At 63.8% G+C, this 17,437-nt stretch carries 17 protein-coding genes and 1 tRNA gene; 12 read left to right on the top strand and 6 right to left on the bottom strand.

The features are described from left to right. Window positions 1-18 precede the first annotated feature (18 nt). Window positions 19-306 (bottom strand): DUF5658 family protein, encoded by a 288-nt coding sequence (locus AC1VNY_RS35715; protein WP_249167463.1) that lies wholly within the window; start codon window positions 304-306, stop codon window positions 19-21. Further along, window positions 293-1,102, bottom strand: a complete 810-nt coding sequence (locus AC1VNY_RS35720; RefSeq protein ID WP_482408684.1) for a sterol desaturase family protein — start codon at window positions 1,100-1,102, stop codon at window positions 293-295. Before AC1VNY_RS35720 ends, AC1VNY_RS35715 begins: the two co-directional genes overlap by 14 nt. 303 nt (window positions 1,103-1,405) lie before the next feature. On the opposite strand from AC1VNY_RS35720, the gene AC1VNY_RS35725 reads away from it, so the two are divergent. Then, window positions 1,406-3,193, top strand: a complete 1,788-nt coding sequence (locus tag AC1VNY_RS35725) for an adenylate/guanylate cyclase domain-containing protein (RefSeq protein WP_482408685.1) — start codon at window positions 1,406-1,408, stop codon at window positions 3,191-3,193. Between the two features lie 161 nt (window positions 3,194-3,354). Here the strand turns inward: AC1VNY_RS35725 and AC1VNY_RS35730 are convergent. After that, window positions 3,355-3,431: transfer RNA gene (locus tag AC1VNY_RS35730), tRNA-Arg, on the bottom strand. 152 nt (window positions 3,432-3,583) lie between these two features. Next, on the bottom strand, window positions 3,584-5,062 hold the full coding sequence (locus tag AC1VNY_RS35735; protein ID WP_038385614.1) for a sensor histidine kinase: 1,479 nt from the start codon (window positions 5,060-5,062) through the stop codon (window positions 3,584-3,586). Window positions 5,063-5,427: 365 nt separating this feature from the next. Here AC1VNY_RS35735 and rpmH point away from each other — a divergent pair, with 365 nt between their 5' ends. From rpmH to dapE, 11 genes are all read left to right on the top strand, one after another. Continuing rightward, entirely contained in the window at window positions 5,428-5,562 is a 135-nt protein-coding gene (rpmH, locus tag AC1VNY_RS35740; RefSeq protein WP_008542748.1) for a 50S ribosomal protein L34, read from the top strand. A gap of 32 nt (window positions 5,563-5,594) precedes the next feature. Continuing rightward, window positions 5,595-6,005, top strand: a complete 411-nt coding sequence (gene rnpA / locus AC1VNY_RS35745; RefSeq protein WP_482408686.1) for a ribonuclease P protein component — start codon at window positions 5,595-5,597, stop codon at window positions 6,003-6,005. Between the two features lie 3 nt (window positions 6,006-6,008). Continuing rightward, window positions 6,009-7,904, top strand: a complete 1,896-nt coding sequence (yidC, locus tag AC1VNY_RS35750) for a membrane protein insertase YidC (RefSeq protein ID WP_482408687.1) — start codon at window positions 6,009-6,011, stop codon at window positions 7,902-7,904. A 253-nt stretch (window positions 7,905-8,157) separates the two neighbouring features. Then, window positions 8,158-8,808, top strand: a complete 651-nt coding sequence (gene yihA / locus AC1VNY_RS35755) for a ribosome biogenesis GTP-binding protein YihA/YsxC (RefSeq protein ID WP_028340402.1) — start codon at window positions 8,158-8,160, stop codon at window positions 8,806-8,808. After that, window positions 8,808-9,176 carry a DUF423 domain-containing protein gene (locus tag AC1VNY_RS35760; protein ID WP_482408688.1) on the top strand — a complete coding sequence of 123 codons (369 nt, stop codon included), beginning with the start codon at window positions 8,808-8,810 and terminating at the stop codon, window positions 9,174-9,176. The genes yihA and AC1VNY_RS35760 overlap by 1 nt, the downstream gene beginning before the upstream one ends. A 224-nt stretch (window positions 9,177-9,400) precedes the next feature. Beyond that, complete coding sequence (gene argB, locus AC1VNY_RS35765) at window positions 9,401-10,294, top strand: acetylglutamate kinase (protein WP_016848093.1); 894 nt, start codon at window positions 9,401-9,403, stop codon at window positions 10,292-10,294. Window positions 10,295-10,353: 59 nt separating this feature from the next. Next, window positions 10,354-11,340, top strand: coding sequence for a DUF1036 domain-containing protein (locus AC1VNY_RS35770; protein WP_482408697.1), 987 nt, complete (start codon window positions 10,354-10,356; stop codon window positions 11,338-11,340). A gap of 186 nt (window positions 11,341-11,526) precedes the next feature. Further along, on the top strand, window positions 11,527-12,219 hold the full coding sequence (locus AC1VNY_RS35775; protein ID WP_482408689.1) for a pyrimidine 5'-nucleotidase: 693 nt from the start codon (window positions 11,527-11,529) through the stop codon (window positions 12,217-12,219). Between the two features lie 221 nt (window positions 12,220-12,440). Then, the gene (dapD, locus tag AC1VNY_RS35780; protein WP_482408690.1) at window positions 12,441-13,286 is read left to right on the top strand and encodes a 2,3,4,5-tetrahydropyridine-2,6-dicarboxylate N-succinyltransferase; all 846 of its coding nucleotides are present in this window, start codon (window positions 12,441-12,443) and stop codon (window positions 13,284-13,286) included. A gap of 241 nt (window positions 13,287-13,527) precedes the next feature. Continuing rightward, window positions 13,528-14,139, top strand: a complete 612-nt coding sequence (locus AC1VNY_RS35785) for a DUF805 domain-containing protein (protein WP_482408691.1) — start codon at window positions 13,528-13,530, stop codon at window positions 14,137-14,139. A gap of 17 nt (window positions 14,140-14,156) precedes the next feature. Then, the gene (gene dapE / locus AC1VNY_RS35790) at window positions 14,157-15,323 is read left to right on the top strand and encodes a succinyl-diaminopimelate desuccinylase (RefSeq protein ID WP_482408692.1); all 1,167 of its coding nucleotides are present in this window, start codon (window positions 14,157-14,159) and stop codon (window positions 15,321-15,323) included. A 254-nt stretch (window positions 15,324-15,577) separates the two neighbouring features. Here the strand turns inward: dapE and truA are convergent, their stop codons facing one another. Together truA and fmt are read right to left on the bottom strand one after the other, a co-directional pair. Further along, window positions 15,578-16,315, bottom strand: a complete 738-nt coding sequence (gene truA, locus AC1VNY_RS35795; protein WP_482408693.1) for a tRNA pseudouridine(38-40) synthase TruA — start codon at window positions 16,313-16,315, stop codon at window positions 15,578-15,580. After that, the gene (gene fmt, locus AC1VNY_RS35800; RefSeq protein ID WP_482408694.1) at window positions 16,315-17,250 is read right to left on the bottom strand and encodes a methionyl-tRNA formyltransferase; all 936 of its coding nucleotides are present in this window, start codon (window positions 17,248-17,250) and stop codon (window positions 16,315-16,317) included. Before fmt ends, truA begins: the two co-directional genes overlap by 1 nt. Window positions 17,251-17,437: the final 187 nt, after the last annotated feature.

Here is a 17,437-nt window from a genome sequence, read left to right on the forward strand (position 1 = left end):
ACCGGCGAAGGGATCGATTCAGTTCGTGCCCGCGATGATGACGAGATTGTTCAGGACAGGCGTGGAGCAGAAGGCGACGACGAGAGCGATGTTGTAAACGTTGTTGCTCCGCCAAAGCAGCCACGTGATCACGAACGTCAGGCCAAGCTTGGGCACCAGCCACCATACGCCGAACCATGTCTGCGCCAGATGCATGAACGGGTTCAACTCACCCAATCCGAGACTCAGGATCACATTCGTCGACACGAGGTCGGCGTAACCCAGCAGCAGGGCGAGGAGCACCAGAAGACCCTTAACCCAATTCATTCCGAGACTCCCGATGCCAGTAATGCCGAAGATGCCGGATTGGCCAGATCACACTATTGATGATGTCCACGCGCTCGGCAGGCACGAGGCCCGTTGCAGGATATTCGTCCGGCTTCGGTATCCAGGCCGTGCCGAACAGAATGTCGAGGAGCGGAAAGCAGGCAGCGAAGTTTTTGTCCCTGTGCTCGGGAAGGACCGAGTGATGGATCCGGTGCCATTGCGGATTGTTGATCCATGTCACGTACCGACCGAGCGGAATGCGGACATTGAGATGGGCACACGCATCGGGCATGAAGAAGATAAATCCCACCGCTATCACCATGTCCGGCGGGATGCGGAACAGGATCGCCATGATCGGAAGAAAGGCGTCGGACAACACCCGCTCCAGCCAGAAATGCCGGCCGCCGGTAATGAACGTCACGCCGTTCGCGCTGTGATGGAAGGAATGCATCGCCCATAGAAAGGGGATCGCATGTTGAAGGCGATGATATGCGTACTTGTAGAGATCGAATGCGACCACGATGATTGCGAGAGAGATGTACCACCAGTAACCGTCGGTCGGCAGTTTGATCCAGCCGAGACCGGTATAGCTGGCAATTTTCCCCGCGCTGATCGCCGCGATCGGAGCGAGCATGGACGACAACCCGAGGCTCACGATCACCGCGAGCCAATCATCACGAAACTCGCCGTAGGGAACGTCCGCGATCGGCCATCTTTTTTCCAGGATGCGACTGGTGTAGACGATGCCCAGGAATACGGCCGCATAAAATACGGCGTTTGCGATGTCACTCTGCATGAGGGATGACTCGCCGGTTCAAAAGGACAGACAATAAGAATAAAAACATTTGTGTGCCTATAAGCTAAAAAAGCTTATTTTTTCTCAACGTTCCGGCGGGGGCAAGCAGGGTTTTTACGGGGGGCGGGTCCGAGTGGGGGCCCCGGGACAGGTTGCATCCAGACGGCGCTGGCGCCCATTTCTGGTCTGAGGAAGCCGACCGGTGTCGCCTTTCGACCCATTTCGCAAGTTTTCGCTGGCTCAGGCGGAGCCCGCCGTGCTTTGATCGCTGGCATTATTTTGAGAATATTTTGAGGGCATGCCTTGGCCTCCGATCGCATCGAGCGGCGATTGGCTGCAGTGCTAGCGGCCGACGTCGCTGGGTACAGCCGGCTGATGGGACGGGACGAGGAAGGCACGCTGACTTGCCTGAAGACCCTTGTAGGGACCATCGTTAATCCGGCAATAGCCGCCCATCGGGGCCGTGTCGTCAAGACAACGGGAGATGGCCTGCTCGTCGAGTTTGCGAGCGTCGTCGACGCGATACGCAGTGCCGTTGAAATTCAAAACACGTTGGCGGCGCGGACGATCGCCGTGCCGCTGGATGAAAAGATAGAATTTCGCATCGGCATTCATGCCGGCGACATCATCATCGATCGAGACGATATTTTCGGGGATGCCGTCAACATCGCCGCTCGACTCGAAAGCATCGCCGAACCAGGCGGGATCTGCGTATCCGACGACGCTTACAGACAGATCAGAAGCAAGGTCGACATTGTCTTTGAAGATATGGGACTGCAGTCTCTGAAGAATATCGCCGAACCAATTCAGGCTTGGCGACCCCGGTTGAGCACTCAAACGCCATCCGACGAAAGGTCAGCTTCGGCTGCGGCCCATCCGCAGCCGCTCACTCTTCCTGACAAACCTTCGATCGCGGTGTTGCCGTTTCAGAACATGAGCGGCGATCCCGAGCAGGAGTATTTTGCCGACGGGATGGTTGAGGAGATCACGACGGCACTATCGCGCAGTCGCGCCCTTTTTGTCGTCGCTCGCAACTCTGCGTTTACTTACAAGGGAAGGGCCATCGACATAGGCCGTGTCGGACGGGAGCTCGGAGTGCGCTACGTCCTCGAGGGTAGCGTGCGAAGGTCGGCCGACCGAATAAGAATAACGGGACAATTGATCGAGGTGACAAACCAGGCCCATATCTGGGCGGATCGCTTCGACGGATATCTAAACGACATTTTCGTGCTGCAAGACACGGTTGCATCAAGCGTAATCGGAGCGATCCTTCCCAGCATCGAAAAGGCGGAGATTGCGCTTGCGATTCGCAAGCCGCCTGCGAACCTCACCGCCTATGACCACTACCTTCGCGGCCTCTCGTCCTTTTATCTGTTTACAAGAGAGGCGCATCGCCGGGCCTTGCCTCTTTTTGTGCGCGCCACCGAACTCGATCCGGGCTTTGCACTTGCGCACGCAGTTCAAGCTGGATGGTACATCACGGCCAAGGCCTTCGACTGGGTCAGCATCGGATGCGTCGAGATAGAGCATGCCGAGCGAATCGCGCGCGAAGCATTGCGGCTGGGCGATGACGATCCGCGAGTGCTCGCTGTAGCAGGTCAAGTCTTGAACTATGTCGTGAGGAAGGTTGCGGAAGGCGAGGCACTCCTCTCGCGCGCAGTCAATCTGGACCCTAATCTTGCGACGGCGCGATTATGGCTCGGCGGAGCCAAGAATTTCCTCGGCGAGTATGATGAGGCGATCGAACAGTTGCACCTTGCATTGCGATTGAGCCCGCTCGATCCACGAACTTTCCTCGCCTATCAAGGGTTGGCGAGTGCACACTTCCAGGCAGGACGATACGACGAGGCTTTGGTATGGGCGTCCGACGGTGTCCGGCGTTGGCCTGACTTTGTTCAACTCCATCGTCAGATGATGGCGGCTCTCGCGATGCTGGGCCGGATAGACGAAGCTGCCAGATGCAGCGATCAGGTCCGTCGATTGAGCCCGGGCTTGACGATCGCGGAATACAAGAGAACGACGCCCTTTGTGCGCAGCGAGGATGTCGAGAAGGTCGCAGCGGCCTGGCGACTGTCCGGCATGCCCGAATAGATCCTCTTGAAGGGCCCGATACCGACAGTCGATTCCCGGCCCGGTCTCACCCCACGTCCTGGCCATCCTTTAACGTCGGCTTGCGATCCGGCGCCTCGACTCAGACCACCATCGCAGGCGACCGGGTCGAGAACGGAAATGTTCGTGATTTTGAACGAAAATGGCGCGCCCGGAACGATTCGAACGTCCGACCCTCAGATTCGTAGTCTGATGCTCTATCCAGCTGAGCTACGGGCGCATTTTCGCGGGTGGGCTTGAGCCCGCATGGCTCCGGGAGCCCCGGAACGTCGCGAAAGAGCGCTCTAGCTACAGGCTCCGGGTCCGGTTGGCAAGGTCTGGAAGTGCCAATTTCGGCGCGGCTTTAGCCGCCCCGGAGTACCGGAAGGGCCCCTACGCCCTCGCCCGCTCGCTGCGGACCGACAGCAGTTCCACCGGACGATCCGGGATCGAAATCCGGAAGGTGGCGCCGATGGTGCCCTCGACCAGATGGATGTGGCCGCCGTGAGCCCGGATCAGCTCGGCGGCAATCGCAAGGCCGAGTCCGCTGCCGCCGGGGCGGCCGGAGGTCTGAAACGCCTCGAACAGGTGCTCGCGCGCCTTGGCCGGAACGCCCGGACCGGTGTCGGAGACCTCGATGATCGCAACCGTCCCCTCGCGGCGGCCGGTGATGCGGATCTGCTGCGCGCCGCCGTCGCTGGCCGGCCGGCTTTCCAGCGCCTGCGTTGCGTTGCGCACCAGGTTGAGCAGCACTCGGAACAGCTGGTCCGGGTCGGCGTCGATGGTCAGGCCGCGCTCGATCGCGCTGATCCAGGTGATCGAGACATCGGTCGCAAGCCCGGCCGACTCCCGCACCTCGGCAACCGCGGGCTCCACCATGATCACGCGGCGATCAGGCGCCGCCTCCTGCGCGCGGCCATAGGAGAGTGTCGACTGGCAGAAGGCGATGGCGCGCTCCAGGGAGCGCAACAATTTCGGCGCAAAGCGCTGCACCCGCGGGTCGGGCACGCTGGCGAGCTGATCCGACAGCAATTGCGAGGACGCCAGCAGGTTGCGCAAATCATGGTTGATCTTGGAGACGGCAAGCCCGAGCGCGGCGAGCCGGCTCTTCTGATGCAGCATCGAGACGAGGTCGCGCTGCATGTCCGACAGCTCGCGCTCGGCAACGCCGATCTCGTCGCCGCGCTGGCTCGGCACGATGATTCGCGCCGAACTCTCCGGATTCTCGTGGAAGCCGACCAGGCTCGCGGTCAGCCGCCGCATCGGGCGCACGAACAGATAATGCAGCGCCAGATAGACCAGGCCGGCGGTCAGGCCGGCAATCAACAGCGCGACGACCAGGACGTTGCGCGAGAAGCGGTACATCGCCTGCCGCAGCGGCTTCTCGTCGATCACGACCTCGATGAATTGCGCCTGGCCCGGCGCGGGTCCGACCACGCGGATGGTCTGGTCGCCATGCTCCAGCATGATCTCGAAGGCATCGACGATCGCCGACCAGACCGTCATGGTCCGCATGTCGACGTCATGGTCGATCGCGGCCGGCAGGTCGGCGCTGGCGAGCAGCCGGCGCTGCTGTCCCAATTTGATGGCAACGGCACGGGCGCCGATACTGGTCAGGATCTGCCGCGCCAGCGAATCCGGCACCAGGCCGGACGGGGCGGCATCGAGCACCAGCGCCGCGGTATTGGCGGCGGCCAGGCGGTCGTTGAGCCGGTTCATGCGGAAGTTGGCGATCGCCGGGACGTAGATCAGGAGCCCGGCGATCATCACCAGGGGAATCGTCAGCAACAAAAGCTTGCCCGACAGCCCGAGCCGGGGGGACGGCTTGGGCCGCTGCTTCTGCGCGGTCGCCTGATCGTCAGTTAGAGCCACAAGATAAGGCCTTGTTTGGCTTAGGGGTCGGAAGATGGGGCCCGGCCCCCAAGCCGGTCAAATTACGGATCGCTAATGTGGGCGGTTCCCCGAACGCCCCAAAGCGTCTCCATACCGTCAAATACCCCGCGAAATCAGATATATTCGCCCCAATTGCGACGTTTCGAAGAAGCCTTTTTGCGACGGCCTGTGACATTGACGAAAACAGGGCGCTCCCTTATAAGCCGCGCCAACTGTCCGCGATGGCCCGGTTCTTGACCCGGGGGCGGCTCTTTGGGGCCGTCAACGGCTCGTTTGGGCCCGCCAGCATCACCGGACTCCATCTCAATACAACGGCAAATTGCCCGGTCGGCGGAGAATTACCCGTGAAGCGGACTTATCAACCCAGCAAACTGGTGCGCAAGCGCCGTCACGGCTTCCGCGCCCGCCTCGCCACGGCCGGCGGCCGTAAGGTCCTCGCTGCGCGCCGCGCGCGTGGCCGCAAGCGCCTGAGCGCCTGAGCCCGGACGTCTCCTCTCCGGAGATACCCATTATGGATCGGCTGAGGCAGCGGGCGGATTTCCTCGCCGTTGCCAATGGCGCACGGGCGAATACCACAGCTTTTGTGCTGCAGGGCTGCCGCCGCGACGATCAAGGCCCGATCCGCGTCGGCTATACCGTCACCAAGAAGAACGGCACCGCGACCGAGCGCAACCGCATCCGCCGCCGGCTTCGCGAAGTGATGAGACAGGTCGACGCCGTATTCATGCGGCCGCACCATGATTATGTGCTAGTGGGCCGTCGTGACGCGCTGACCCGCGACTTTGCGACCATGCTTGACGACCTGCGGTCGGCGCTGCGCCGCCTCGACCGGCCTGCGCCCAAGACGGGTAACAACAAGACGGGTACCAACAAGGCGGGTAACAAGAGCGCGCCCAATCCGAATGGAATGACGAGACCCTAAGAGATGTCCGACAACCGCAACACGATCCTTGCCGTCATTCTGTCCGGCCTCGTCCTGATCGCCTGGCAATACTTCTACAATGTGCCGCAGATGGAGAAGCAGCGCGACGCGCAGCGCCAGGCGGAGTTGCAGAAGCCGGCGCCGCAGGCGACTCCGGGTGCTACTCCTGGCGCCGCTCCAGGAACCGCGGCGACCCCCTCTCCGGCCCCTGGCGCGCCTGCTGCTGACGCTCCGGTAGCAAGCCGCGAAACGGTGCTTGCCTCCGGCCCGCGCATCAAGATCGAGACCCCGCGCGTCACCGGCAGCATCGCGCTGAAGGGCGCCCGGATCGACGACCTGGCGCTGGTTCAGTTCCGCGAGACGGTCGATCCCAAATCGCCGGCTGTCGTACTGCTTTCGCCGTCGGGCACGGCCGAGCCTTATTATGCCGAGTTCCTGTGGCTGACCGCCAACGGCTCATCGGTGAAGACGCCGAACGCCGAAACCGTCTGGCAGCAGGAGGGATCGAACAGCCTGTCGCCGAGCACCCCGGTGATTCTGAAATACGAGAACGGCCAGGGCCTGACCTTCCGCCGCACCATCTCGATCGACGATCGCTACCTCTTCAGCATCAAGGACGAGGTCATCAATCAAGGCAGCGCGCCGGTGACGCTGTATCCGTTCGGGTTGATCTCGCGCGGCGGCAAGCCGCCGGTCTCCGGCTACGCGATCCTGCACGAAGGCCCGATCGGCTATCTCGGCGAACACGGCCTGCAGGAATTCAGCTACAAGAACATCGACGAGGCCAAGACCTCGACCGGCGGAAATTCGCGCGGCATCGTGTTCACGAAGGTCACCGACGGCTGGCTCGGCATCACCGACAAATACTGGGCCACGGCACTGCTGCCGGAGACCACCGCAACGCTCGAAAGCGCCCGCTTCACCACCGGCGACAAGCGCTACCAGACCGACTACATGCTCGGCGCGCAGACCATTCCGATCGGCGGCACCGGCGTCGCCAACGGGCGGCTGTTCGCCGGCGCGAAGGAGGCCGCCACGGTCGGCCTCAACTTCCCGCTGGTCGGGTTCGGCGGCTACAACAAGCAGCTCGGCCTCAACCATTTCGATCTCCTGATCGACTGGGGCCACTTCTACTTCATCACCAAGCCGATGTTCCTGGCGCTCGACTGGTTCTATCGCCTGGTCGGCAATTTCGGCATCGCGATCCTCTTGGTGACCGTGATCGTGAAGCTGTTGTTCTTCCCGCTCGCCAACAAGTCCTACGCCTCGATGGCGAAGATGAAGTCGGTGCAGCCGCAGCTGCAGGCGCTGAAGGAACGCTATCCTGACGACCGCGTGAAGCAGCAGCAGGAGATGATGGAGATCTACAAGAAGGAGAAGATCAACCCGATCGCGGGCTGTCTTCCCGTCGCCTTGCAGATCCCGGTGTTCTTCTCGCTCTACAAGGTGCTGTTCATCACCATCGAAATGCGGCACGCGCCGTTCTTCGGCTGGATCAAGGACCTCTCGGCGCCCGATCCGACCAATCTGTTCACGCTGTTCGGCCTCATTCCGTTCGATCCGATCGCGCTGCTCGGACCGCATTTCGGCTCCTATCTGGTGATGGGCATCTGGCCGATCATCATGGGCATCACGATGTGGGTCCAGATGAAGCTCAATCCGGCGCCGCCGGATCCGACCCAGAAGATGATCTTCGACTGGATGCCGCTGATCTTCACCTTCATGCTGGCAGGCTTCCCGGCGGGTCTCGTGATCTACTGGGCCTGGAACAACACGCTCTCGGTGGCGCAGCAGAGCTACATCATGCGGCGCAACGGCGTGAAGGTGGAGCTGTTCGACAATCTGAAGTCGACGTTTCAAAAAAAAAGCGTGACGACTGAGACAAAGAAGGCGACGTAGCTTCCAGCAACAGCGCTTCGTCACCATGTCATGCCCGGCCTTGTGCCGGGCATCGACGTATTGGAGGGCGGCCAGCGCGTTTCCGAGCGAAGCGGGCGACGGTTCGCGGGAAGAAAACGCGTCAAGACAAGCAGCTGGAGCTTCGATTCAATCAGAACCGAGGCTCCAGACGTTGACCTGGATGGCCGGGTCGTCCTACGCCAAGGACCCGCCTTGGGCCTTTGCCCGGCCGCCACGAGATGGAATCCTTCGCATGAGCACCGAACCCGATGCGGCGCTGATCGAGCAAGGCCGAAAACTGTTCGCCGGCGACTGGCGCTTCATCTGGGCCTCGCCCTCGATCGAGACGCTGCCGCCGATGGCCGGCCTCGAGGTCGCCTTTGCCGGCCGCTCCAATGTCGGCAAGTCGAGCCTGATCAACGCGCTGACCGGCCGCAGCAACCTGGCGCGCACCTCGCACACGCCGGGGCGAACCCAGGAGCTGATCTTCTTCGAGGGACCGGAGAAGGCGGGCTTCCGTCTGGTCGACATGCCCGGCTACGGCTACGCCTCGGCGCCGAAGACCAAGGTGGCGTCATGGACGGCGCTGATCCACAAATTCCTGCTCGGGCGCGCGACACTGGCGCGGGTCTACGTGCTGATCGACGCGCGCCACGGCATCAAGGACGTCGATCTCGACGTGCTGAAGACGCTGGACAAGTCCGCGGTCAGCTATCAGGTCGTGCTGACCAAGGCCGACCAGGTGAAGGCCGGCGAACTCAAGACCGTCATCGCCGACACGTCAGCAACGCTCGCAAAGCATCCCGCCGCCTTCCCCGAAATGCTGGTGACCTCGTCGCGCACCGGCGACGGCATGCCGGAGCTGCGTGCCGCCATGGTGCGCCTGATCGAGGAACGGCGCTGATGAGCGGCGCATCCCGCCTCCTGATCGGCCTTGCCGCCATCATGGGCGCCTGCGGCGTAATGCTGGCGGCGGCCGCGGCCCATCTGCCTGACGCCACGCGGCTGGCGGCGGCATCCTCGATGCTGCTGTTCCATGCACCCGCCGTCGTCGCGACCATCGCGGTCGCGGATCGCGCGATCATCCATGCGAAGCTCGCAGTCGCGGCGGCGCCCGGATTCGTCATCGCGGCGTCATTGTTCGCGGGCGACCTCGTGCTGCGCCAATATGCCGGCCATGGATTGTTTCCGATGGCTGCGCCTGCCGGCGGAACGCTGTTGATCCTGAGCTGGCTGGTACTGGCGGTCGCGGCGGTGTGGCCGAAGCGGTGATGACCGCCATACTTCCTTCTCCCCTTGTGGGAGAAGGTGGCGCGGATGCAATCCGCGCCGGATGAGGGGTCTCTATCCGCGGAGACAGACCCCTCACCCGGCTTCGATGCCGTCGCATCGAAGCCACCCTCTCCCACAAGGGGAGAGGGTCAAGACCGCTTTGCGCCCTGCCCGGCAATCAGATAGAACCGCGCCACCCCTCCGCTGACGACGAGACCAGCCCCATGACCGACCAGCACATCAGCCCGCTCGATCAGGCCCGCATCCTGTCCGAGGCGCTGCCGCACATGCAGGAATATGACGAGGAAACCATCGTCATCAAATACGGTGGCCATGCCATGGGCGCCGAGGACACCGCGAAGGCGTTCGCGCGCGACATCGTGCTGCTCGAGCAGACCGCGATCAATCCGGTGGTCGTGCATGGCGGCGGGCCGCAGATCGCAACCATGCTGAAGCGCCTCGGCATCCAGTCGGAATTCGCCGCGGGCCTGCGCATCACCGACGCCGCGACCATCGAGATCGTCGAGATGGTGCTGGCGGGCTCGGTCAACAAGCAGATCGTCGGCTATATCAACGAAGCCGGCGGCAAGGCCGTGGGCCTCTCCGGCAAGGACGGCAACATGGTGAAGGCGTCGAAGACGACGCGCACCATGGTCGATCCGGATTCCAACATCGAGAAGGCCATCGATCTCGGCTTCGTCGGCGATCCCGAAAAGGTCGACCTCACGCTGCTCAATCAGCTGATCGGCTATGAGCTGATCCCGGTGCTGGCGCCGCTTGCGACCTCGCAGGACGGCCAGACCCTGAACATCAACGCCGACACCTTCGCCGGCGCGATCGCGGGCGCGCTGAAGGCCAAGCGCCTGCTGCTGCTGACCGACGTGCCGGGCGTGCTCGACAAGTCCAAGAAGCTGATTCCGGATCTGTCGATCAAGGAAGCCCGCAAGCTGATCGCCGACGGCACGATTTCCGGCGGCATGATCCCGAAGGTCGAGACCTGCATCTACGCGCTCGAACAGGGCGTGCAGGGCGTCGTGATCATCGACGGCAAGACGCAGCACGCGGTGCTGCTCGAGCTCTTCACCAACCAGGGCACCGGCACGCTGATCCATAAGTAATGGCAGACGCGGGACACACGGCGAGGATCCCTCGCCGGTCGCCGGCGGCGCGGCTCGCGATGGCGCTGCCGGCCGCGCTGGTGTCGTTCCTGTTCTCGTCGGCGCCGGCGCATGCCGATCTCAAGCTCTGCAACCGCATGAGCTATGTGATCGAGGCCGCGATCGGCATCGACGACAAGGCCGCGACCGCGACACGCGGCTGGTTTCGCATCGATCCGGCAACCTGCCGGGTCGTGGTGCAGGGGGCGCTCACAGCCGATCGCGTGCTGCTCAATGCGCGGGCGCTCGGCGTCTACGGCGCATCGCCGATCCCGCAGAACGGCACCGACACGCTCTGCGTGGCGCAGGACAATTTTGTGATCGCCGCCGCGCGGCAATGCCGCTCCGGCCAGATGCCCGCGCAATTCACCCAGATCACGCCGACGAAGACCGACGACGGCAATCTGGTCGCCTATCTCGCCGAAGACAGCGAATATGACGACGAGCAGGCGCGCCTCGCCGGCATCCAGCGCCTCTTGGTGATCGCGGGCTACGATGCGGCGCCGATCGACGGCGTCGACGGGCCGAAGACCCAGAGTGCGCTGTCGGCGTTCCTCAGGAGTCGCGGGCTCGCCGGCGACATCGTGCAGTCGCCGAATTTCTTCGCCACCATGATCGATGCCGTGCAGAAGCCGTCGCCATCGGGGCTGACCTGGTGCAACGACACGCCGCACAAGGTGATGGCCGCGGTTGCAACCGACGACGGCAAGGTGGTGACCAGCCGCGGCTGGTATCGCATCGACCCCGGCAAGTGCCTGCATCCCGACGTGTCGGGCACGCCGAAGCAGATCTATTCGTTTGCCGAAGCGGTCGACAACGACAACCGCGCCATCCGCATCAAGGACAAGCCGCTGAACTGGGGCGGCGCGGTGCAGCTCTGCACCCGCGACAGCAAGTTCGAGGTCAACGAGCAGGGCGACTGCGCCAGCCGCGGCCTCACCGCGCTCGGCTTCACCACCGTCGACATGACCAGCGGCGGCAAGACGCTGCGCTTTGCGATGCCGTGATGAAGACAACGGCGCTACATACATCACCGTCGTCCTGGCGAAAGCCAGGACCCATAACCACAGGATTGCGTTTGGCGAAGAACGACGAGCATCGTGCCACATTGATAGATTCCGCGGTATGGGTCCTGGCTTTCGCCAGGACGACGGCGGAAGACTGGGCGATCGCGCCGACACGCGGAGAAAGCCATGACTAAAACTGCCCGCAGCTTCGGCCATGTCGAGACCTGGGTGTTCGACCTCGACAACACGCTGTACCCGCATCACGTCAATCTGTGGCAGCAGGTCGATGCGCGGATCGGCGAGTTCGTCAGCAACTGGCTGAAGATCTCGCCCGAGGAAGCACGGCGGCTGCAGAAGGACTACTATCTGCGCTACGGCACCACGATGCGCGGCATGATGACCGAGCACGACGTGCAGGCCGACGACTATCTCGCTTATGTGCACAAGATCGACCACTCGCCGCTACAACCCAATCCGGCGATGGGAGCCGCGATCGCAAAACTGCCGGGGCGCAAGCTGATCCTGACCAACGGTTCGGTCGACCATGTCGATGCGGTGCTGGGCCGGCTCGGCATCAGCAACCATTTCGACAGCGTGTTCGACATCATCGCCGCCGATCTCGAGCCGAAGCCGGCGCCGCAGACCTACCAGAAGTTCCTCAGGCTGCACGACGTCGATCCGGCGAGGGCTGCGATGTTCGAGGACCTCGCGCGCAATTTGGTGGTGCCGCATGAGCTCGGCATGACCACCGTGCTGGTCGTGCCCGACGGCAGCCAGGAGGTGGTGCGCGAGACCTGGGAGCTCGAAGGCCGCGACGCCGCTTATGTCGACCATGTCACGGATGATCTCACCGGATTCCTGCAGCGGCTGAAGCCGTAGCCTCTCGACAGGTGTCGTCCCGGCGAAAGCCGGACCCATAACCACCAATCCCTGTGTGGCGACGCGCTGTGGCCCCATCGTGCCGCATCACTGGCATACGTGGTAATGGGTCCCGGCCTTCGCCGGGACGACAGTGAGTTTGCCTTGACTCTCCTGCCCCAAATTCCGAAAAAGCCCTGCAAATTCCCGCCATATCCCCGATACGCCCAAGGATTGTCCTGATGTCGCTGTCCGCCCTCGAAACCACCGTCAACACCGCGTTCGACGCCCGCGAAGGCATTTCGACCTCGACCAAGGGTGAGGTCCGCGAGGCGGTCGACCACGCGCTGGAGCTGCTCGACAAGGGCGAGGCGCGCGTCGCCGAGCGCGAGGCGAGCGGCAAGTGGAAGGTCAACCAGTGGCTGAAGAAGGCCGTGCTGCTGTCGTTCCGCCTCAACGACATGGGCCAGATCGCGGGCGGCCCGGGCAAGGCATCGTGGTGGGACAAGGTGCCGTCGAAGTTCGAGGGCTGGGGCGAGAACCGTTTCCGCGACGCCGGCTTCCGCGCCGTGCCGGGCGCGATCGTGCGCCGCTCGGCCTTCATCGCCCGCAACGTCGTGCTGATGCCCTCCTTCGTCAATCTCGGCGCCTATGTCGATGAAGCCACCATGATCGACACCTGGTCGACGGTCGGCTCCTGCGCCCAGATCGGCAAGCGCGTGCACATCTCCGGCGGCGTCGGCATCGGCGGCGTGCTCGAGCCGCTGCAGGCCGAGCCCGTGATCGTCGAGGACGATTGCTTCATCGGCGCGCGCTCGGAGGTCGCCGAGGGCGTGATCGTGCGCAAGGGCGCGGTGCTGTCGATGGGCGTATTCCTCGGCGCCTCGACCAAGATCGTCGACCGCGAGACCGGCGAGATCTTCGTCGGCGAGGTCCCGGAATATACCGTCGTGGTGCCCGGCACGCTGCCGGCCAAGCCGCTGAAGAACGGCCAGCCGGGACCTGCCACCGCCTGCGCCGTGATCGTCAAGCGCGTCGACGAGCGCACCCGCGCCAAGACCAGCATCAACGAGCTGCTGCGGGACTGATCGCTCTTGCGCCGCGAGATCAGTCCGTCACCGTCACCCTGAGGAGCCTGCGAAGCAGGCGTCTCGAAGGGTCGACGGCCACCAGCGGGGCCGTGCATCCTTCGAGGCTCGCCCAGCGGCGCAATTGCGCCGCAAGGCTCGCACCTCAGGATGACGGGTCTGGACTGATCGAACCAATTTCGATCCGACGCCGACATATCTCCGGGCCGCGAAGAATTGCCGCAGCCCGGAGTTCATTTTCATGGACTGGGCCAATTACCTGTTCGGCTTCAAGGGCCGCGTCAACCGGGCCAAATTCTGGCTCGCAGGGCTGATCATCGTCTGCTGGATGATGTTCCTGGCTTTGCTGGCGGTCTCGGCCGGCCTCGGCGGCAAGAACGGGTTCAGCTTCAACGTCGACGACATCTTCCGGGCCTTCGACCCCGACAGCTACAAGTCGCTGAGCTGGGCCGGATTGCCGGCATTGCTGGTCAAGGCCTGCGGAACGTTCTTGTTCGTTTGGGTCTATGTCGCGGTCTCGATCAAGCGCCTGCACGACCGCGACAAGAGCAGCTGGTGGATGGTCCCGTTTTTCGCGATCCCGGGTCTCATGAGCCAGTTCTCGGATCGGCTCCCCGATGAATCCTATTGGGTGGTGGCCGCGGGAACGATCGTCTTCGTGCTCTATGTCTGGGGCTTCATCGAGCTCGCCTTCCTGCCTGGCACGCGCTACCCCAATCGCTACGGCCCCAATCCGCTTGGAAAATCCCATGTGCGGCAAGGCAGCGACAGCGGGTCGCGCTCCGTGCACGGCTGGGATCAGCAGAGCGAGCTCGATACCGTGCCGCACAAAGCTGGTCCACCCGCCGTGTGACGTGTTAAGCGAGGCGCATGAGTGATGCCGTCTCGATTACCCGCGATCTCGTTCGCTGCCCCTCCGTCACCCCGGCCGACGCCGGCGCGCTTGGCGTGCTCGAAAGGCTGCTGAAAACCGCAGGCTTCGAGGTCCACCGCGTGACCTTCTCCGAGCCCGGCACCGCCGATATCGACAACCTCTATGCGCGCACCGGTTCTTCGGCGCCGCATATCACCTTCGCCGGCCACACCGACGTGGTGCCGCCCGGCGATGAAGCCGCGTGGACGCTCGGCGCGTTCTCCGGCGAGGTGAAGGACGGCTATCTCTACGGCCGCGGCGCCGTCGACATGAAGGGCGGCATCGCCTGCAGCGTCGCCGCTGTGCTGCAATATCTGCAGGACCATGGCGGCAAGCCGCAAGAGAGTGGCAACGGCTCGATCTCCTTCCTGATCACCGGCGACGAGGAAGACGTCTCGATCAACGGCACCGTCAAGCTGTTGAAATGGTGCGCCGAGCGTGGCGAGAAATTCGATCATTGCGTGCTCGGCGAGCCCTCGAATGTCGAAGTGCTGGGCGACATGATCAAGATCGGCCGGCGCGGCTCGCAATCCGGCACGCTGGTCGTCGACGGCGTGCAGGGCCACGTCGCCTATCCGCACCGCGCCTCCAATCCGGTGCCTGACATCTCGCGGCTGATCGTGGCGCTGAGCGACGAGCCGCTCGATCTCGGCAGCGCGCAGTTCCAGGTCAGCAACCTCGAATTCACCACGGTCGATGTCGGCAACACCGCGAGCAACGTGATCCCCGGCCAGGCGCGGGCAAAATTCAACATCCGCTACAACGACAACCACACCCAGGAGAGCCTGCGCCAGCTGGTCGACGAACGGCTGGTGAAAGCCTGCGGCAACCGGATCCGCGCCCATATCGATTGGCAACCGTCGAACTCGAACGTGTTCGTCACCCAGCCCGGCCCGTTCACCGACCTCGCGGTCGCCGCGATCGAGGAGGTCACCGGCCGCAGGCCGGAGCTGTCGACTTCCGGCGGCACCTCGGACGCGCGCTTCATCTCGAGCTATTGCCCGGTGATCGAATTCGGCCTGGTCGGCCAGACCATGCACCAGGTCGATGAGCGCACGCCGGTGGCCGATCTGGAGAAGCTGACGCGGATCTATCGGGGTGTGTTGGAGCGGTATTTCGGGTAGGCCAGCCGGCCGGCTGGACAAAAACAGCGAAAACAACCCCATGCACAGTAGGGATTGGGGCTACGAGCCATCCACCCGCACCAGATACAGCGTGGTATTTCGGGTAGGCTCACATCCGTAGGATGGGTAGAGCGCAGCGAAACCCATCATTGGCGCCGCGGATTCGAAGTGCTGGGTTTCGCGGAGTTTATCATCGGGCCGCGCGTTGCGCGGACCCGTTGGCTCTACCCATCCTACGAGATCATTCACACCGCCTAGTAATCCACCCGCATCAGATAGAGCCCGTCCGGCGGCGCCACGGGGCCGCAGGCGGCGCGGTTGCGGGCGGCGAGCACACCCGCGAGGTCGTCGGCGCTCCAGCGGCCCTCGCCGACCCAGACCAGCGAGCCCACCATCGAACGCACCTGGCTGTGCAGGAACGAGCGCGCCGACGTCACGATGTTGACGGCGTCGCCCTCGCGCGTGACGTCGAGCTGATCGAGCGTCTTCTCCGGCGACTTGGCCTGGCACTCGGTGTCGCGGAAGGTGGTGAAATCGTGCTTGCCGAGCAGGCGCTGCGCGGCGGCGTGCATCGCGTCAGCATCGAGCGCGCGCGGCACACGCCAGACCCGGCCGACGTCGAGCGCGAGGTTCGCGCGCGTGTTGGTGATGCGATAGAGATAGTGCCGCCTGGTCGCGGAGAACCGCGCCTCGAAATCATCGGGCACGATGTCAGCCGCGAGCACGCCGATCGGATTGGGCCGCAGATGCGCGTTCAGCCCGTCGCGAAAGCGGCCGGGCGGAAAATGCTTGGCGATGTCGCAATGCGCGACCTGGCCGCGCGCGTGCACGCCGGCGTCGGTACGGCCGGCGCCATGGACGCGCACGTCCTCGCCGCAGATCGCCTTGACCGCCGCCTCCAGCGCGCCCTGCACGGTCGGCGCAGTGTCCTGGATCTGCCAGCCGGAGAACGGCGTGCCGTCATATTCGATGGTGAGCTTGTAGCGGGGCATCAGCTAAGCCGCGCAGGCGGCTTCAACGGCGTGCCGCGCAAGAAGTCCGCCGCCTTCATCGGCGCCTTGCCGGCGCGCTGCAGTTCGAGGATCCGGATCGCGCCGACGCCGCAGGCGATCGCAAAATTGTCGTCGAGCACATCGCCAGGTGCGCCCGAACCCTTGGCCAGTTCGCAGCGCAGGATTTTCAGCCGCACCGGCTCGCTTTCGCCCGCAAGCTCGCACCAGGCGCCGGGGAACGGCGAGAGCCCGTGAATGTGCCGCAACACTGCATGCGCCGGCTGCTTCCAGTCGATCCGCGCCTCGGCCTTCTCGATCTTGGCGGCGTAGGTGACGCCGTCCTCGCTCTGCTTCTTAAGCTGCAAGCCGCCGCGCTGTAACGCGCCCATCGCGCGCACCATCAGGTCGGCACCGAGCGGCGCCAGCGCGTCGTGCAGATCGGATGCCGTCATGCTGTCGGTGATCGGCAACCGCTCGGCCATCGCGACGTCGCCGGTGTCGAGGCCGACATCCATCTTCATCACCATCACGCCGCTCTCGGCATCGCCCGCCATGATGGCGCGGTTGATCGGCGCGGCGCCGCGCCAGCGCGGCAGCAGCGAAGCATGCAGGTTGAAGCAGCCGAGCTTCGGCGCGTCGAGAATAGCCTGCGGCAGGATCATGCCATAGGCGACGACGACGGCGGCGTCTGCGTCATGCGCGCGAAACTCTTCGAGCGCTTCCGGCGTCTTGAGCGTCTTCGGCGTTAGCACGGGAATGCCGAGGCGGCGCGCCTCCTGCTCGACCGGCGTCGGCTGCAGCTGCAGGCCACGCCGCCCGCCCGGCTTCGGCGCGCGGGTGTAGGCCGCCACGACCTCATGCCCATGGGCTACGAGCTCCAGCAGCGTCGGCACCGCGAAATCGGGCGTGCCCATGAAGATCAGGCGGAGAGGCATGACGAGAACTCGGTCTGTTCCTTCCCTTGCGGGGAGAGGAATCGCATATGAAGCGCGCGGGTCTATCCGCGAATTCGGTTGGCCTCTCCCGCTTGCGGGGGAGGCCGGATCGCATCGAAGATGCGATCCGGGTGGGGGCTATCTCAGCGATACGACTCGTGGAAAGACCTGTCTCTTATACCCATCT

It is taken from the genome of Bradyrhizobium ferriligni (assembly GCF_056837965.1).